Annotated in this window: 9 protein-coding genes and 1 tRNA gene; all 10 read right to left on the minus strand. The window is 50.5% G+C overall.

What is annotated here, in order from left to right:
* Positions 1 to 160 precede the first annotated feature (160 nt).
* Positions 161 to 8,881 carry a GH36-type glycosyl hydrolase domain-containing protein gene (locus IT781_RS22800; protein ID WP_370526920.1) on the minus strand — a complete coding sequence of 2,907 codons (8,721 nt, stop codon included), beginning with the start codon at positions 8,879 to 8,881 and terminating at the stop codon, positions 161 to 163.
* A 476-nt stretch (positions 8,882 to 9,357) separates the two neighbouring features.
* Positions 9,358 to 9,507 (minus strand): lmo0937 family membrane protein, encoded by a 150-nt coding sequence (locus tag IT781_RS04030; protein ID WP_194968855.1) that lies wholly within the window; start codon positions 9,505 to 9,507, stop codon positions 9,358 to 9,360.
* Positions 9,508 to 9,690: 183 nt separating this feature from the next.
* Entirely contained in the window at positions 9,691 to 10,809 is a 1,119-nt protein-coding gene (locus tag IT781_RS04035; RefSeq protein WP_370526921.1) for a DUF1207 domain-containing protein, read from the minus strand.
* Between the two features lie 10 nt (positions 10,810 to 10,819).
* Positions 10,820 to 11,287: a BON domain-containing protein gene (locus IT781_RS04040; RefSeq protein ID WP_194968857.1), complete on the minus strand. Its 468-nt coding sequence runs from the start codon at positions 11,285 to 11,287 to the stop codon at positions 10,820 to 10,822.
* 646 nt (positions 11,288 to 11,933) lie between these two features.
* Positions 11,934 to 12,134, minus strand: a complete 201-nt coding sequence (locus tag IT781_RS04045; RefSeq protein WP_194968858.1) for a CsbD family protein — start codon at positions 12,132 to 12,134, stop codon at positions 11,934 to 11,936.
* 394 nt (positions 12,135 to 12,528) lie between these two features.
* Positions 12,529 to 12,819, minus strand: a complete 291-nt coding sequence (locus tag IT781_RS04050; protein ID WP_194968859.1) for a cupin domain-containing protein — start codon at positions 12,817 to 12,819, stop codon at positions 12,529 to 12,531.
* 162 nt (positions 12,820 to 12,981) lie between these two features.
* Positions 12,982 to 13,908, minus strand: coding sequence for an ExeA family protein (locus IT781_RS04055; protein ID WP_194968860.1), 927 nt, complete (start codon positions 13,906 to 13,908; stop codon positions 12,982 to 12,984).
* Between the two features lie 409 nt (positions 13,909 to 14,317).
* Complete coding sequence (galU, locus tag IT781_RS04060) at positions 14,318 to 15,205, minus strand: UTP--glucose-1-phosphate uridylyltransferase GalU (RefSeq protein ID WP_194968861.1); 888 nt, start codon at positions 15,203 to 15,205, stop codon at positions 14,318 to 14,320.
* Positions 15,206 to 15,313: 108 nt separating this feature from the next.
* Positions 15,314 to 16,714, minus strand: a complete 1,401-nt coding sequence (locus IT781_RS04065; RefSeq protein ID WP_194968862.1) for a mannose-1-phosphate guanylyltransferase/mannose-6-phosphate isomerase — start codon at positions 16,712 to 16,714, stop codon at positions 15,314 to 15,316.
* Between the two features lie 568 nt (positions 16,715 to 17,282).
* Positions 17,283 to 17,357, minus strand: a tRNA-Gly gene (locus IT781_RS04070).
* Between the last annotated feature and the right edge of the window lie 7 nt (positions 17,358 to 17,364).

Genomic DNA, 17,364 nt, shown 5'->3' on the forward strand with positions numbered 1-17,364 from the left:
AATATTATATTACGTACTATTCGGGGAAGATACGGCCAAACTAATCAGCTGAAATCTTGCAGAGCACGAAGATAAACCCGGCCAATCCATAACCGCCGGCCATAAAAAGCCTCATTCGAAGGAATGATCAAACTCGCCGGAATCCGGCCGCTGTTGAGGTCTAACGCCGACCCAACTCCACATCGACATCATGCGGCTGCCGATCGTCGATCAGCGATATGGCGCCCGGCTCTTCAGACTCAGCGCCGTCGATCAGAACACGAATCACCTGCTCCGGCTTTTCGCCTATGCGTTTGACGGTGATGCGATATAGCGTGTCGCGGTATCGGTAGTGAATCTTGTAAGACGGCCAATGGTCGGGCATGTACGGAGTGATGTGCAGCTTGTCAACTTTCAGCTGCAGACCCAGCAGGGTTTCCACCGATAGCCGATACAGCCATCCGGCGGCGCCGGTGTACCAGGTCCAGCCGCCGCGGCCGGTATGCGGCGGTGCGCCGTAAATATCGGCCGCTATGACGTACGGCTCGACCTTGTAGAGTTCTCTCTGTTGCGCCTGACCTGTGCGATTAATGGGATTGAGCATGGTAAACAGTTCCCAGGCCCGCTTCTTGTCGCCCATCATGGCGAAGGCCATTGCGGTCCAGATGGCAGCGTGCGTGTATTGCCCGCCGTTCTCGCGTACGCCAGGTACATAACCCTTGATATAGCCAGGCTCGAGATCGGACTTGTCAAAAGGCGGCGTCAGCAGCTGGACGATCTGCACCTCCCGCCTTACCAGCCGTTCATCAACCGCTTCCATGGCCTGGCGGGCGCGCTCCGGATTGCCGCCGCCCGAAATAATAGCCCAGCTCTGGCTGATTGAGTCGATCTGGCATTCGTCATTGCTGGCCGAGCCCAGCGGCGTGCCATCGTCAAAATAGGCCCGGCGGTACCAGGCGCCATCCCAGGCATTGGCTTCAATGTTGAGGAGCAGCTGCCCTGCCCGTTCCCGGCAAATTTCGGCAAAGCCCTCGTCGCTCCGGCTTCGAGCCAGATCGGCAAAAAGCCTGAGATTGTCATACAGGAACCAGGCCAGCCAGACGCTTTCGCCCTTGCCTTCGCGTCCGATCAGATTCATGCCGTCATTCCAGTCGCCGCAGCCGATCAGCGGCAGATCATGATCACCGAAGCGCAAGCCATACTTGATGGCGCGCACACAATGCTCATAAAGACTGGCGCCTTCGGACGATTGCAGCGGCTGGTCGTAATAAGCCTCTTCTTCCGGCCCCAGCTCCCTGCCTTCCAGAAAGTGCACGAACTCGTCGAGCACGCCGGTATCGCCGGTCGCGGTGACATAGCGGCACGTCGCATAGGGCAACCATAAATAATCATCGGAAAAGTGTGTGCGCACACCCTGCCCGCCCGGCGGATGCCACCAGTGCTGCACGTCGCCCTGGATGAACTGGCGACCGGCGCAGCGGAGCAGCTGCTCGCGCGCCAACCGCGGCGTCGCATGGATCAGCGCCATCGTATCCTGTAACTGATCACGGAAACCGTAAGCGCCGCCCGACTGGTAATAACCGCTGCGCCCCCAGACCCGACAGGACAGGGTCTGATAGATCAGCCAGCCGTTGGCCATCACATCGAACGCGCGGTCGGGCGTTTCAACATAGACCGCGCCCAGTGTCCGGTTCCAGTGAGCCCAGACGGCCTCCAGCGCCTGCCGAGCGCTGATTGGCTCGCCGAACCGCCGGGTCAGACGCTGGGCGCCTTCGGTATCGTGGCTGGCGCCGATCACGAACACGATCTCACGCTCCTGTCCGTTCTCCAGCTCGATAGGGGTCTGCATGGCGGCGCAGGGATCCAGGCCCGCCCCGATTTTGCCCGACAAATGCGTGCGGTACAACGCCGCCGGTCTGGCCAGCGATCCGTTGCGACCGATGAATTCCGCGCGGTTGCCGGTCACCGTGTGCACGAGCTCGCTGATCTGCACAAATACGACCCGATGCGCGCTTTCGCGGCCATAGGCATTGCGCGCCAACAGCGCCCCGCTGTGATGATCCGTTTCAGTGACAATATGCATCTGGTTGGCGTGCCGCCATTCGCCCATGACCAGTTCCCAATAACCTGTCAGCGACAAGTGACGGGGGCGGCCGGAGTCATTGCGCAGCTTGACGACGACAAATTTCACCGGCTCATCCATCGCCACATAAGTCGTCAACTCAGAATAAATGCCCGCTTCGAAGTGCTCGAATGTGCTGTAACCGAAACCATGCCGGCAAACATAACCGGACCGGCCGCGCGCCGGCAGCGGCGTCGGCGACCAGAACTCGCCGGTTTCTTCATCGCGAACGTAGAAGGCTTCACCGCTGATGTCGCTGAGCGGATCGTTGTGAAACGGCGTCAGGCGGAACTCGTGGGCATTCCCCACCCAAGTATAGGCGCCGCCGCTCTCGCTGACGACGGTGCCGATATAAGGGCTTGCGATGACGTTGGCCCACGGCGCCGGCGTATTCTGCCCCGGCTCCAGGGTAATGACATATTCGCGCCCGTCCGGCGTGAACCCGCCCAGCCCGTTGAAAAAAATGCGTTCGCGCGCCGGCAAAGGATTGATGACCTCGGCTGCCGGTTGCCGTATAGGCACCAGCGCTTCCGGAAAATGCTCGGTCAGTATGCGGCGTTGTATCGAACCCTGACGCCAGCGTTTTCTGCGTTCCGCGACACGCTCCGCCGCGACGCGCTGTTCCACCTGTTCGGCCAATGTCCCGGCGGTATCGGTCAGTACGACGCGGGCAACGGTCTGAAACAGGACCCTATCCTCTTCAGTCAGGTCTTCGGCGCGACGCACGAAAACTCCGCCGGGCTTGTCAAGCATCTGGGCTTCATTACTGATAATATTGATCAACCCCATGATCTGGTCATGCAGCACGGCGCGATAGCCCGAGAAATCCTCGTTCAGAATCACCAGATCCGTAGCCAGGCCTTTCACGCGCCAGTAGGCATGCGCTTGCAGCATCTGTCTGACCAGATCGATGCGGCTGACATCGCCTATGCGTACCAGCACGATGGGCCAGTCGCCGGAAACGGCAAACGGCCAGAGCCCCGGCTGACCCAGCTGATTGCGCGCAATAACACTGGGCGGCGCGCGGCGCAAGGCATTGCTGTAGATCACTGACGTCGCCAGCCGGCCGAAAATCTGGGCATCGGATTCGCTGGCGTTAAGATGACGCAGTACCTCCTGGCTGTGAAACCAGGCCATTTCAAAAGCCCGCTCGATAAAATGCCGGTCGCGATACTTGTCAATCAACTCAAGAACCGCTTCGCGCGTATCGGCCGCGCCGGTAATGATTTTCACGACCGCCGAGCTATCAGGCTCTATAAGCAGAGCCTGGCGAATCGCGATGATAGGATCGAGTACGGGACCTTCGGTATTGGATAATGCCAATGGCCGGTCACTATCATCAAATACGGCCGGGTTGGCGGCCGTTCGCCCCCGGCCGATGAATTGGGTGCGGTCGGTCTCGTATGACGGCTCGTCGGCAGCAGTGCCCGTGACCGTGATCAGATGGAACATCCAAGGAGTGTGCTCCTCCGGCGTGCGGCGGCGGCGCGAGCAAAGTATCGCTTGCCGTTCGGGCAGGATTTCGGTTTGCACGAACAGGTTGCTGAAGACGCGATGCGCCAGATCGGCATTCAGCGGCGCCAGCACGACCTCGGCATAGCTGGTGACTTCGATACGGCGCATCTGGAGAGACAAATTAGTCAGCGTCACACGGCGGATCTCGACATCGTCCTCGGGTGAAACGCTGATTTCGGTATGCGCTTCAATGTTCCGATCCCGGCGGCGGTATTCGGCGCGCGACTGCACGAAAATCGATTCATAATGGTCAGCTTTGCGCAGGGTTGGGTGATAGGCGCTGGACCAGTATTCGCGCGTATCGAGATCGCGCAGATAAATGAATGCCCCCCAGTTGTCGGCCGTGGTGTCTTCACGCCAGCGCGTAACGGCCAGATCGTGCCAGCGGCTGTAGCCGCCTCCGGCCTGAGTCGCCATGACATGGTAGCGGCCGTTCGATAACAGATGGACTTCGGGTATGGGCGTATTGGGATCGATGAATACGCGCAGGATCTCGCCTTCCTCGGCGACGGGCGGACGCGCGGCAGCGCTGACTTCAGCCGCATGCGGATGCAAGGTATAGCCTTTCTTCGGTACGCGCTCCTGAAGCAGCAAATCGGTCGCCCGAACCAGCGGATCCGACATAAACCGGCGCTGCATCGGCCGGTCCAGCAGCACATGCTCGAACGCCAGAAGGCTCATGCCTTGATGATGCGCCATGAAATTGCGCACGATCGCGCAGTTCTTGCCGCGCATGACCCGCGCCGGCGTATAGTCGATGGCCTCATAAAGCCCGTAGCGGCCGAGAAAACCGTTGGCCACCAGTGTTTGCAGATTACGGCAGGCCGATTGGGGTGTAACGGTCAACGCCAGCGCCGTAGCGTAGGGCGCGATGACCAGATCGTCGCCCAGGCCGCGCTTGAAGCCCAATCCGGGCACGCCGAACGCGCGGTACTGATAGGTCTGATGCATATCGGTCAGGTTGTAGCACGACTCGGAAATGCCCCATGGCACGTTGCGCTGCCGGCCGTATTCTATCTGCCGCGATACGGCGGCCCGGCAGGTCTGCTCCAGCAGCGTGTTCTGGTAACTGGGCATGATCAGCTGGGGCATCAGATATTCGAACATCGAGCCGCTCCATGAAATCAGGCTGACGTCGCTACCCTGGCTGGTCAGCAAACGGCCGAGCGTGAACCAGTGCTGCTGCGGCAGTTGTCCCTGCGCGATCAGCAGAAAACTGACCAGGCGCGCTTCCGATGCCAGCAGATCGTAACAGGCCGGATCGCGGCGCCGCTCGCCGACATCGTAGCCGATGGCCAGCAGATCCGCCTTGGTGTCATAGAGAAATTTGAAGTCCATATCGGCCAGCTTGCGGCAGCGCTCGATCAGTTCATCAATGAACCTGATACGCTCTTTCGCCAGTTTATGCTGTATGCCTGTTGCAGGCTCAGCATCTGTCTCGCCTGTTTCAGCCAATTCCTGCAGAGTCGGGATTGCGCTGAAACGCCGCAGATCGGGTACTAAGGTATTAACGTCCTCCCGCAACGAGCTGACCTGATGGTCCAGCGTTTGCGCCCAATAGTGGAGTTCGCTTTCGGCATCGGCCGACAACGCGGCAAACAGTTCTGCTGCGGCGTGCTGTATTTTTTCCAGCTGAGCATCGACCTCGACCAAGGTCTGAATTTCGCTATCCGGCTTGCGCGCAGCCAATAAATGCTGCAGCGTTTGAATGGGACTGGTCAGCGCCTGTGTTGGCGGCAGACGATCGTATTCAGCCAGCAGCACTTGAAACGTATCGTCCAGTCCTTGAATGGCATTGGCGGACAATACCGGCTGGGATTTCAGCTCGGCCATTCCCGTTTGCAATGTCAATAAACTGCCGACCAGATTGCCGCTGTCGACTGACGACACATACTGCGGGTGCAGCGGTTGCAGCGTGCGCGTGTCGTACCAGTTGTAAAAATGGCCGTATTTGTAATTGCAGCCTTTGCCGTGCTGGTAGCGTTCCAATTTTTCCATGGTCGCCACAGTTTTCTCAGTGCGGTACAACAGCTCACCGGCTGAAATATAGCCGAAATCATAGGCAGCCAGATTGGCCGCCAACGCCATGCCCATGTTTGTAGGCGATGTACGCGAAGCAATAACCGGATCCGGATATTCCTGGAAATTGTCGGGCGGCAGCCAGTTATCGAGCGGCGCGACAAATTCCGCGAAATACCGCCAGGTCCGCCGGGCCAGCGAGCGCAGAAAAATCCGCTCGTCAGCCGTTAAATCAGCGGCTGGCGGCGCCAATGGTTTACTGATCCACCAGCCTATGGCTGGTGATACCAGCCAAATCAACAGCACTGGCGCCGTAAGCAGCCATTCCGTCCATCGGCTGTCGCCCCATGCGAATGCCAGCGCTACGGCTAATCCTGACGCCATAACCGGCGCTATCCACATTTCCAGGAAAAAGTCACCCAGCGTTCTGCGGGTATTGCGGCGCACATAGGAGTTCGTGTGCCAGAGCAGCAATCCCCGCCGGGTAAACAGCATGCGTCCTGCCGAAGACAGAATGGCATCCAGGCAAATCAGTGTGTCATAAGGCAAAAGCACCAGAGCCAGCACCGCGAGCAATACCGAGCGCGTAGCGGATTTATTGACCAGAATGAAATGCTCCAGCCACTCACGATCTTCCGGCTTGCGGATCAGTTCAATCCCGGCCTCCAGCAGTGGTTGAAAAAACAGGATAATAATCACCAGCAATGTCCATGACCATGCTGGCATGGGACCGAACAGCCACCCACCCACCAGCAGGGCAAGCAGAGCCGGCGGCACCAGGCTGCGCCTTAGATTATCGAAAATTTTCCAGATCGACAAAGGCGCAAGCGGGTTCGGCTGCCGCTCGCCGTCCGGTCCCGGCACCTTCGGCAGCAGCCAACTGACCAACTGCCAATCGCCGCGTATCCAGCGGTGCCTCCTGCTGGCTTCCATCGCGTAACTGGCCGGATGTTCTTCTATCAGATCGACATCGCTCACCAGACCGGATCGCGCATGCCCGCTTTCCAGCAGATCATGGCTGAGAATGAGGTTTTCAGGAAAGCGTCCTTCCAGGGTCAGGCGAAAGGCATCGACGTCATAAATGCCTTTACCGATAAACGAGCCTTCGCCAAAAATATCCTGATAGACATCCGATACTTCACGGGTATAAGGATCAATGCCGGCTTCACCTGCGAACAGGCGAGTAAACCTTGACTGGCTCGCACTGAACAGGCTGATCGACGCACGGGGTTGCAGGATGGCGTAGCCGTCCGTTATGCGCCGCTTCGCATGGTCGTAAATCGGCCGGTTAAGAGGATGGGCAATATTGCCGACGAGCCTATGCGCCGCGTCCCGCGGCAGTTGCGTATCAGTGTCCAGGGTAATGACATATTTGATCGAAGGGAGAATGGACGGATCGCCGACCAGTTCCGAAAAGGCGGCTTCGCCATCGCCTCTCAGCACGGCATTGAACTGTTCCAGTTTGCCTCGCTTGCGCTCGTAACCCATCCAGACGCGTTCATGCGGATTCCATACCCGCGGCCGATGAAATAAATAAAAAATACACGGTCTATCGTTCCGGTATGTTGCATTGAGCGCCTCAACGGCTGTGCGCGCCAGCGTGAGCAGTTCTTCATCGCCTGGCTGCGTCTGTTCGGGCGCGTCGCTGAAATCGGTCAATAACGCAAAGAACAGATTGGGATCCCGATTGCCGAGATAGCGGATCTCCATAGCTTCAACAAGCTCATCCACATCCTGCGGCTTGCTCAGCAAAGTCGGAACCACCACCATCGTACGATGTTCGGCCGGAATGCCCCTTGAAAAATCCAGCCGAGGCGGCATGCGAGGCGGAACGATCATCATCGCGAATTGATTGACCAGCGGCACAGCCAGCGCCATGCCGCCGATCATGCTGCAGATGGCAAAGAACCAGAATTGCCAGTTACCTGGATCTATACCATCCAGCGACATCAGTACAATCGACGCCGTTACGGCGGTAAGCAACAGAATGGAGCCGATATAAATACTCAGTCTAAAACGCCGGAAGACACGGACGGCGCGAACCATCCAGCTCATGTGATAGTCGACCTTGCGCTCCAGAGGATACCGCCCCTTATCGATCAGATAAAAACCAACATGCGCGGAACGGTCGGCGGTCGTCAAGCGCTCGGCAGCGGCCTGCGCGAACGCAACCGCTTCGCGGGCCACGTCTGATTCACTGTGCACGCTGCCCTTCGCTATTTTTTCAATGATGTGCCGATACAGGTCACGCGTGGCGAAATTCTGCCTGCCGTACACACCAGCCGGATCTTTTCGCAGGATTTGCTCCACGGCGCTATGCGCTTCGACAAAATCCCGCCAATCCATAGAACTGATAAACCGCAAACTGCCAATACTGTTGGCGATGGAGATCTGGTTGGCTGCCGCCGTGTGGCTGGCGTCCTGGATTAACTGCGTCGAATTGACGCCCTGTTCGAGCAACTGGTTATCGATCCAGGTCTGCACGAAGGCCAGCGACGTGCCCTGAATCTGGAGCCTTGCATTGAATTCTTCCACAATCGCCGCCGTTAATGGCACATCAGCAGCCGCAAACTCGGCGAGTAATTGCGCGAGCTGTTTTGGGTCCTTTTCGGCCATGTCCAGCATGCGATCAGCCCACATGACTGCTGTATTGTACTCTTCGCGCCCGCGCGCTATGCGCGATCCAACCCGTCGAAGATTCTCCAGTAAAGCCAGACGCAGCATGATCGGAAATGCCCATAATTCACCCAGCTTCAATGGCTCGACAGTCTGGTAGGCGGCGATGAAATGGGTCGCGTTTTCGCTGTCGACCCTGCCGTCCTGATGTGAAATCAGTTCCAGAGCCAGCTCATAAATACGAGGAAAACCAGCTGACTGACCGGTGGCCAGTTGTGGCAGTTCCCGACTATATGTGCGAGGGAGATGACGGCGCGCCAGATGAATCTGCTGCTCGATTAAATAAAAATTATCGAGCAGCCAAGCCTCAGCCGAGGAAATATGCTGCTCCTCATTGACTGCCGCTGTGACCACATCATAGGCTGCCAGCAGAACCTGTTCATTATCGGCCAACCGAGGCAGCAAACGGTCCGGTCCGGGCCTAGGATTGATTCGATGCCGGCCGGCCAGCGCGACCGCATACCGCTTCAATTGCTCGACGCTGAACAGTTCCGAGCGCAATAGCTCAGTATCCCTGCCATCCTGATGGTTGTGCCGCTCAAGTGTAGAAAACCCAAACTCTTTGAACACTATGCTATTCTCCTTGCTCGAGTTCGACACTGATTGGTCTGTAATTCCGCTCCTTTAGAACTGACTCGTACTATCCCGATACCGGCATTATCTATCTATCGGCCAGGCAAGAAAACTGACTGATTCCTGTGCAATGGGCTGTAAGGAAGTATGAACTGTTTAATAGAGCTTTTCCTGAACTCAAGCCTAAATTAATGGCCCGGACTTTTCATTCAATGCTCAAATAGAAAAATTCCGGATTAATTTTAAAGACATAAAAGCGAACATTTAATAAAAACCACTGATTAATCCATACGGAACAAATCTGATAAATCTTGTCATCAGCCGAGAAATAGCAAAGTTGATTCTAAATTTCTTTTCTCAAGTGTTCTTGGCAAGTTTATTGATCGTTTTAATCAAATTTTAGACTCATTAATCCTGTTGTTTTCTCCAGCTCATTAAAACTTACGCGCCCAATGCAAAAAATATTGAAGGGCTTAAATCGGTCTTCGACCTTGAATAACGCGTATCACGATCACTATCAGCGCGAGAACCAAAAGAAGATGAATAAAACCGCCCAGCGTGTATGAGGAAACCAAGCCAAGCAACCAAAGAATAATCAGGACGACCGCTATAGTTTCAAGCATTTCTACTTCTCCTCTAAAAAGCCATCAATGGATGACGTTTTTTAACTCAAGCGAGCAAAATGGCTGCCGCGAAGGCCAGCCAAAGATGGTTAAAAATATTGCTGTAAATTTACTATCCTTGACCGAAAAGGCTTCAGGATAAAAATACCTTGCCTCGAGCACTTCATTTCAAACGCTTGCCCGTCAAAAATGGAAATGAGCGCCGAGACCTACATATTCCATTTTATTGACATAGAATTGGCCGCTTGGGGAGTGGCCGTTAAAATATTCCAGAAGAATCTGAAAATGCCGCCCCATCACGTCCAGGTTTTCGAATTGAACGCCAGCGCGCGCCGACACGTCAGTTTGCCAGTCATTCTCTTCGTAGTTTTTGAGATCCACCGCTGCGATTGGCCGCATGGCTCCAAATTCCAGGCGCCATGGGCTTCTATACTCAATCCCGTATTGTAACGACCAGGGTTTGAGCGATGCAGGGTCCGTATTGAACAGGCCGCCGCCGCCGCCATACAATCGAATCCCGTAAGGAAACTCATAAGAGAGTTTCAGATCCACCCCTTCGAAACTCAGATTCACACGTTGCAATTGGGTACGCAGCAGAAACTCGTCACCGATATGGGAACTCTGATGGAAAATCCGGCCAAAGGCCGAGAAGTCACCTATGCGCACGCTCGAATACACTGCCCCGAAAAAATCGGTATTGATTAAATCCGATGAAGGAGCGTCGAGATTGAAATCGCTAAAAACGCCGCCCTGAAGCCCCGCCTCCCACTGTCCCGCAAATCGTCGCCCGAAACCTAGGTTTCCACGGTAAAACGGTATGGTTTCGCCAAAACTGACTGTCGCTATATTGTTGGCATTCTCAAAATCGCCAGTGGCACTGGTATAATGATAAGCAGCTGAAAAATGAGGCCAACGCGGATCGGCCAGTAAACGCTTGAACAGATGCCCTTCCGGCAAAAATCCGGTCTGCAGTGCCAATTGCCCGCTCGGTTGAGCAGTCTCACGAACCCATGGTGACGGGACTGATGCCAACTGTTTTTCACTTGCCACCGTCTCAACGCCGGCAACTCCCGGAATGCTCGACAATGCGTCCATGACCTTGGCACGATCTGTTCCCATTAAGTCATCGGTGCGAATCTTAATAACGCCGTTTCTTACGTTCAATTCCGGATTAGCGAGCTTGAACTCGCGCTGAAGTATACTGGCAGCATATCCGGCGATATAAGCATCTTCTACCGGCGCCGCTTTGACGCCGGGAAGATACAGAAAAAAAATGATGGCCATTACTAAGTAGTAACGCACGTAACTCATCTTATTTCGCTACAGGACTAACGACCAGATTGCTCTCTACCGATTTCACTCCCTTAACGCCGCGGGCTATCTCTAAAGCTCTGTCTGCGCTTTGCTGGGAGTTAAGAACACCGCTCAGCTTGACGACGCCTTTATCGGTCACTACATCAATCTTAGTTGCACTCAATAAGGGATCGGCTACCATTTCCCCTTTAATTTTGGCGGTTATAGCGGAATCGTCCAGATATTCTTCGACAGATCCGGATTTTTGTCCCATCGCCTCATCCCGCTTTTCCATGCTTTCCTGTCTCTGCTCAGTGCCCTCTTCGAGTCTCTCCTGCGTTCTTTCAGTAGCCTCATCGACTTTTTTACCTGCCTCTTCGGCCGGCCCTTCCTGTTTACAGCCGGTCAGGCCGATTACTGCGGCTAATAAGAGTGTTACAAACAGGTTATTTGAAAAAATCACTGGTTGATCGTTTTTTATCTTCATGGGATATTCCTTAATAAAGTGGTTGTTAAAAGTCTTGGCTATTTGCAACTTATGATTGCCAATTGGTCAAGGTTACTCCTAATTCCCAAGTTCCTATTCATGACTAAGTTCTGTTCATAAAGATCAGAATCTTAAAAATGACCGGCATCAATCCGATTTTACCGACGTGATTTGCAACCCTGCGGCCGGCATACGTCGGGCTGAAGTTACACTTTAAAGAAATTGCAGCCATTCCTGGCCTTTAAGTTACTGCTTAAGTCAGTGTTGGCTCTAGAACTCAAACTCTATCGCCGACAAATATCGGCTATTTCATTTCATGGCTCAAAATAGTCAGCGCCAGTCCGATATTTAACATTTAGAGGGTAATTCCATACACGGCGATACGAGCTGGCCAAGTCAGAATTACATTTATCTTTCACATCAGAAGATTAGAGTTCCAATAGGGGTTATATCTATTGGCCTGCTCATGCTCCTGAAGCTATATGCTCAAACTTATCCATTCATGGCTGGGTTTCAGCCAAAGATTCAATCATGATGTCTTTAGTAAAGGGGATGCTTTGATGTAATGCCGTCCATGTTTTGGCATTGCAATCAAAATGTGTAATACATCAGAAAACCATCCCCTTTCTTTCCAAGAATCTATTGATTAATGGATTCTATCTTCAAAATCCCGAAGCCTTCGTTCGGCTTCGTCTTTTTGAATACCATAGCGTTCCTGGATTTTGCCCAGCAACACGTCACGTTTGCCTGCAATTTGATCGATTTCGTCATCGGTCAAATCGCCCCAGGCTTCTTTTACTTTACCTTTCAATTGTTTCCAATTACCTTCTATTTGGTCCCAAGCCATTTCTATTCTCCTCATTGTTTGTGAAAGAACAAATTTCCTATACCACAGGAAACTCAGCTTAGCGGCGAACAATTGTGCATTTCGCCTTACGTTTAAGGTTAAAATATAGTCAAAGAAACCCAGATGGTCTGTGCGGTGGCACACATAAGCATTCTGTCCTTAATATGACCTTGAAGCTTATAAGTATGCGAAGGTGAAGGCGAAGCCGGTCTGTTATTTAGGTATTCATAGATTAAAAAATTTCCAATTCTATGAATTACATGTATTAGTTAAGAATTAACCTGATAGATACTGATTTATTAGCAGTATCTATCAGGCTAATTCAGCCCGTCAGTTTTATTCCAAACGGCTTTGCCTGCAAATGAAATGGGCTTCGAAAAGCTTCATTTGCCGGCTAAATGCCATTAGGATAGTCGTAGCTATAATGCTTGCGCAATGGCTTGACGACTTCCCATTGGCTATCCAATCCGGCGTGGAACGACACCAGATCACCAGGTAGAATCCGTACGGGTTCCCCTTCTGCGGGAGTTACTAAAATTTCGCCTTCCAAGATATAGGCACATTCAGTCTCATCAAAATTTATTGGGAATTTTGAAATTTCTTTTTCCCAGATTTCCCAATTAGAAACTCCCAACTGTTTTAATCGTTCTTCGCTGGGATTGTGTTCGATGGTGATTTTGCTCATATTCTTCCTAAAAAATTACACTTATTAAAAATAATTATTTTAACATTTCATATATTATTGCTGGGACCTTTTTAATCAGTTTATCTATCAGGGTGGACTGCTATTTGATTGATTAACAATTTTTGCAAATTTTACATTCTTAAAAATGCTTAGATCACATCGTTATAAGCATGTCGAGATGTCAAAACCCGTTTTTTCCAAAACCGCTCTATGAAATTTTTCCGCTTCGGCTATGCGCTCGCTCAAACCCAAATCAGGCGAGACTGTTTCTGTGAATTGATGAATGCCGCTTGTTTTTCTCTCATTCACTACTTCCAGAATGGTTTTCCAGCCAATTTCATGCGTATCGGTAGCAAAAGCAAAAACCATTGCTAAATCACAAATATTGTTAATTAGCCGAGGCACGCCTTCCGTATAATAAAATACAGCTGCACAAGCTGATTCATTAAACACCGACGCGCTTCCACCGGCAGCCTCAATACGATGCGCTATGTAATTTTTTGTTTCGTCATAATTAAGGGGCTTTAAATGGTATTCGATGGAAACGCGCTGTGCGAATTGAGCAAGTTCAGGCAAATTGAGTTTATCGATCAGCTCCGGCTGCCCTACCAGTACGAGTTGCAACATCACGTTATTGCTTAAATTGATGTTAGACAGCAGCCTTAGTTCTTCTAGGGTTTCAATGTCCATATTTTGAGCTTCATCAACAATCAGGACGACGCGCCGTTTTTTTTGATTTTGCTCGGCTATAAATTTAACAAAGATTTGATAGCGATCGGATTTATTCTTAGCATCATGCTGGATATTAAATGAGGCCAATACCCATGTAAGCAGATCGCCAAAGCTGCTGTGTGTGTTAGTGATCAGCCCTACAGCACATTGATCCTTAATTTTGCCTAACATGCATCTGATCAATGTTGTTTTGCCTGAACCTATCTCGCCGGTAATCACGGTGATACCAGCCTGGCTCACTAACCCGTAATGGAGCGTAGTCAACGCTTTTTTATGCTTAGAGCTCAAATACAGGAATCCTGGATCAGGTAGAAGAGCGAATGGTTTTTTTTTGAGTCCAAAGAATTTTTTATACATATTACGTAATAAGTTCGTTAGTAGGAGCTTATCAGGAAGACCTTACGAAAGCGTGGCTCAGATGATCTTGTTACTCTGCGCTTATTGAATAAGCTGGTTTTATAAAGTAAAGGCTAGACATTAAAAAATCCTGCCAAGCTCAAGCAGTTCTAAATCAAGGAATAAAATACACTTTATACATGGCTTTCTTTGCTTTTTTATAACACATCTCTAGTAATTAAAATAATTCTCTTGGATTAAAATTTCCGAGCTCGCTATAACATCATATTACGGTGTGTAAGACTTATGATTTATGCAAAAATTGTCACTAAAAAGGCCACCGTTAATGTGGCCTTTTTTGCTTTATACTAAGGAATGGATAATAAATTATCCAAGACTCTACTGCTATCTATAACTAAGAGAAATTGATTTAAATTTTATGCGTTTTAGTCAAATTTCTCAGGTAAGCCAAGAAGTCATCTTTTAGCTCTTTGTGCAGCAAACCATGTTCTACTGTAGCGATTAAAAATCCCAGTTTAGAACCGCAATCGTAGCGTTTTCCTTCAAATTCATAGGCCAATACTTGCTCGTCGGCCAATAAGTCGGCAATCGCATCGGTTAACTGAATTTCACCTCCTGCGCCTCTGCCTGTTTTTTTAATTTTGTCAAAAATGGCTGGAGTCAAAATATAACGACCTACAACCGCCAAATTTGATGGCGCTTCCTCGGGTTTAGGCTTTTCAACGATAAGTTCAACAGGGGCTGATGCACCTGATGATTCCCGGGTTTTCACAATACCGTAACTGCCGGTCTCGGAGGGATCCACTCTCTCGACGCCGAGAATAGAAGTATGTTTTTGTTCATAGAGGCGCACCATCTGCGCCATGCAGCCTCTGCCCGCATCTTCAATCAGGTCATCCGCCAATATAACGGCAAAAGGCTCATTGCCGACCACAGCTCTGGCACAATATACGGCATGACCTAGGCCCAGCGCTTCAGATTGACGAATAAAAACGCATGAAACATGTGACGGTAAAATGTCTCGAATCATATTCAGCGTTTCAAATTTACCTTTTGCTTCAAGCTCTTTTTCAAGCTCGTAAGCTTTATCGAAATGATCCGGTATAGCTCTTTTGTTACGGCCAGTAACAAAAATCATGGTATCAATGCCAGCTGCGACAGCTTCTTCTACAGCATATTGAATCAGCGGTTTATCAACGATCGGCAGCATCTCTTTCGGGCTGGCCTTGGTTGCCGGTAAAAAACGCGTACCTAACCCTGCAACAGGGAAAACCGCTTTAGTAATCTTTTTATTCATCAATTTTTTCCTTCAATTTAGTATAACAAATCGATAATTTCAGTTGTGGCATTGCAAATTTATTGAACCCTACAACCACGCAACAACATGGCGTTGTAATATAGAATATTAATTACGCCCATAGGAATCTTCAAAGCGTACAATATCGTCCTCACCCAGATAACTGCCCGATTGAACTTCAACCATTTCCAGCGGAATGATGCCAGGGTTTTCAAGGCAATGTACCGTCCCCAAAGGAATATAGGTGGACTGATTTTCGGAGAGTAAGATTGTTTCATCATCCTTGGTTACTAAAGCCGTGCCTTTTACCACAACCCAGTGTTCGGCGCGATGATGATGCTTCTGTAAAGATAGTCTGGCTCCAGGCTTGACTACAATACGTTTCGTTTGATAGCGCTCACCGCTATCCACGGAGTCGTAATGGCCCCAGGGCCTATAAACTTTACGATGCAATTCCGCTTCGCTGCGCTTATGTTGTTTTAGCTGTGCGACTACATCTTTTACTTCCTGCACTCTGTCTTTTGGCGCAACCATCAATGCATCAGCAGTTTCTACAATAACCAGGTCGCGTACTCCGATAATAGCCACCAATTTATTTTCAGCATGTACAAAGGAATTTTCGCTGTCAACCGCCAGTACATCACCACTGATGGCATTGCCAAACTGATCTTTATCGGCCACATCCCATAATGCCGACCACGACCCCACATCATTCCATCCTGCGTCCAGCGGAATCACTACAGCTTTATCGGTTTTTTCCATCACCGCATAATCAATGGAATCCGAAGGACACGCGGAAAAGAGCGTTTTATCCAAGCGGATAAAATCCAGATCCACTTTAGCGGCTTCAAGTGCACGCCTGCAAGCCAATAACATATCAGGGTTGAATTTATTGAGCTCTTGTAGAAAGCTACCCGCTTTGAAGGCAAACATTCCGCTGTTCCAGAAATAATCTCCGCTTTCTAAATAATATTTTGCCGTGTCTAAATCCGGTTTTTCAACAAAAGCCGCAACATTGAAAGCGCCTCCCTGTTGTAGCGCATTCCGTTTGATATAGCCGTATCCGGTTTCGGGCTCCGTAGGTACGATACCGAACGTAACCAATTTCCCCTGCTCTGCCAGGACCTTTGCTTGTGCAATAGCATGATGAAAGACTTCCAAGTCCGATATGACATGGTCCGCAGGCAGCACTAATAAAACATCATCTTCAGATTCCGCTGTCAAGGCCGCAATAGCAACAGCCGGCGCGGTATTTTTGCCCATAGGCTCCAAAATTATTGCGGAGGGCTTGATGCCAATTTCCCATAATTGCTCAGCCATCATGAAGCGATGATCTTCATTACAAATAGCGATCGGGGCTTTCATTCCTTCGACGCCGTTGAGTCTAAGCACTGTTTCCTGCAACATAGTATGATTAGAAATCAACGGCAGAAATTGTTTAGGAAACTGCCCTCGAGATAATGGCCAAAGTCTTGTACCGGAACCGCCGGATAAGATAACGGGAATCATATCTTTTTTCTCTTCCTTTGCTTTGTTAAAAGTTATAAGTCCTAACTATAATGATTTTAACACTTCTTTATTAAGACAAAATTGTTTTCAATCAACCGTTGAATATCAGATCAATTTAGAATAATTTTCAGGATAAGTAACTTCTACTTGGCAAAGTTACTGACGCGGTATGACAGCTACTGATCAGCGGCAATTGGTTGAAGTTACTCTGAGGACTGGTCTCGCATAGATTCCAACTCAGCGAAACTTGACGGAAACCTTGAACCATCGGCATCGTACGGTTTATATCGATGTAAGCTGCACAATAAAGCGGATGAAGATTATGCAATACATTTTTTGAATTTGAACAATTTTCGCCGTACAACGCGTTCAACATGAACTAGCGCTTAGCATGAAGCTTTTGCCAAATCGCTCTTGATTTAATGGCTTGCAATTGAATTGTTATGATTGGGCTTCAAATGATAAAGAAGCAGGATATGCGGCAGAAGTTTTATTCTGTATGGAACAATAAAACAAGAAGTTGATGAAATAAAAAAGCCGCATATATTCGCGGCTTTTTATAAAACATTGGAGCGGGAAACGAGATTCGAACTCGCGACCCCAACCTTGGCAAGGTTGTGCTCTACCACTGAGCTATTCCCGCGTTTCAA

This window comes from Methylobacter sp. BlB1, assembly GCF_015476545.1.
Classification (GTDB): domain Bacteria; phylum Pseudomonadota; class Gammaproteobacteria; order Methylococcales; family Methylomonadaceae; genus Methylobacter.

What these genes read in the sequence shown, in the direction of transcription:
- IT781_RS04030 (WP_194968855.1), bottom strand. Translation starts at nt 9,507, where the DNA reads ATGCTTGAAACTATAGCGGTCGTCCTGATTATTCTTTGGTTGCTTGGC.
- IT781_RS04040 (WP_194968857.1), bottom strand. Translation starts at nt 11,287, where the DNA reads ATGAAGATAAAAAACGATCAACCAGTGATTTTTTCAAATAACCTGTTT.
- IT781_RS04050 (WP_194968859.1), bottom strand. Translation starts at nt 12,819, where the DNA reads ATGAGCAAAATCACCATCGAACACAATCCCAGCGAAGAACGATTAAAA.
- IT781_RS04055 (WP_194968860.1), bottom strand. Translation starts at nt 13,908, where the DNA reads ATGTATAAAAAATTCTTTGGACTCAAAAAAAAACCATTCGCTCTTCTA.
- galU (WP_194968861.1), bottom strand. Translation starts at nt 15,205, where the DNA reads ATGAATAAAAAGATTACTAAAGCGGTTTTCCCTGTTGCAGGGTTAGGT.
- IT781_RS04065 (WP_194968862.1), bottom strand. Translation starts at nt 16,714, where the DNA reads ATGATTCCCGTTATCTTATCCGGCGGTTCCGGTACAAGACTTTGGCCA.
- IT781_RS04045 (WP_194968858.1), bottom strand. Translation starts at nt 12,134, where the DNA reads ATGGCTTGGGACCAAATAGAAGGTAATTGGAAACAATTGAAAGGTAAA.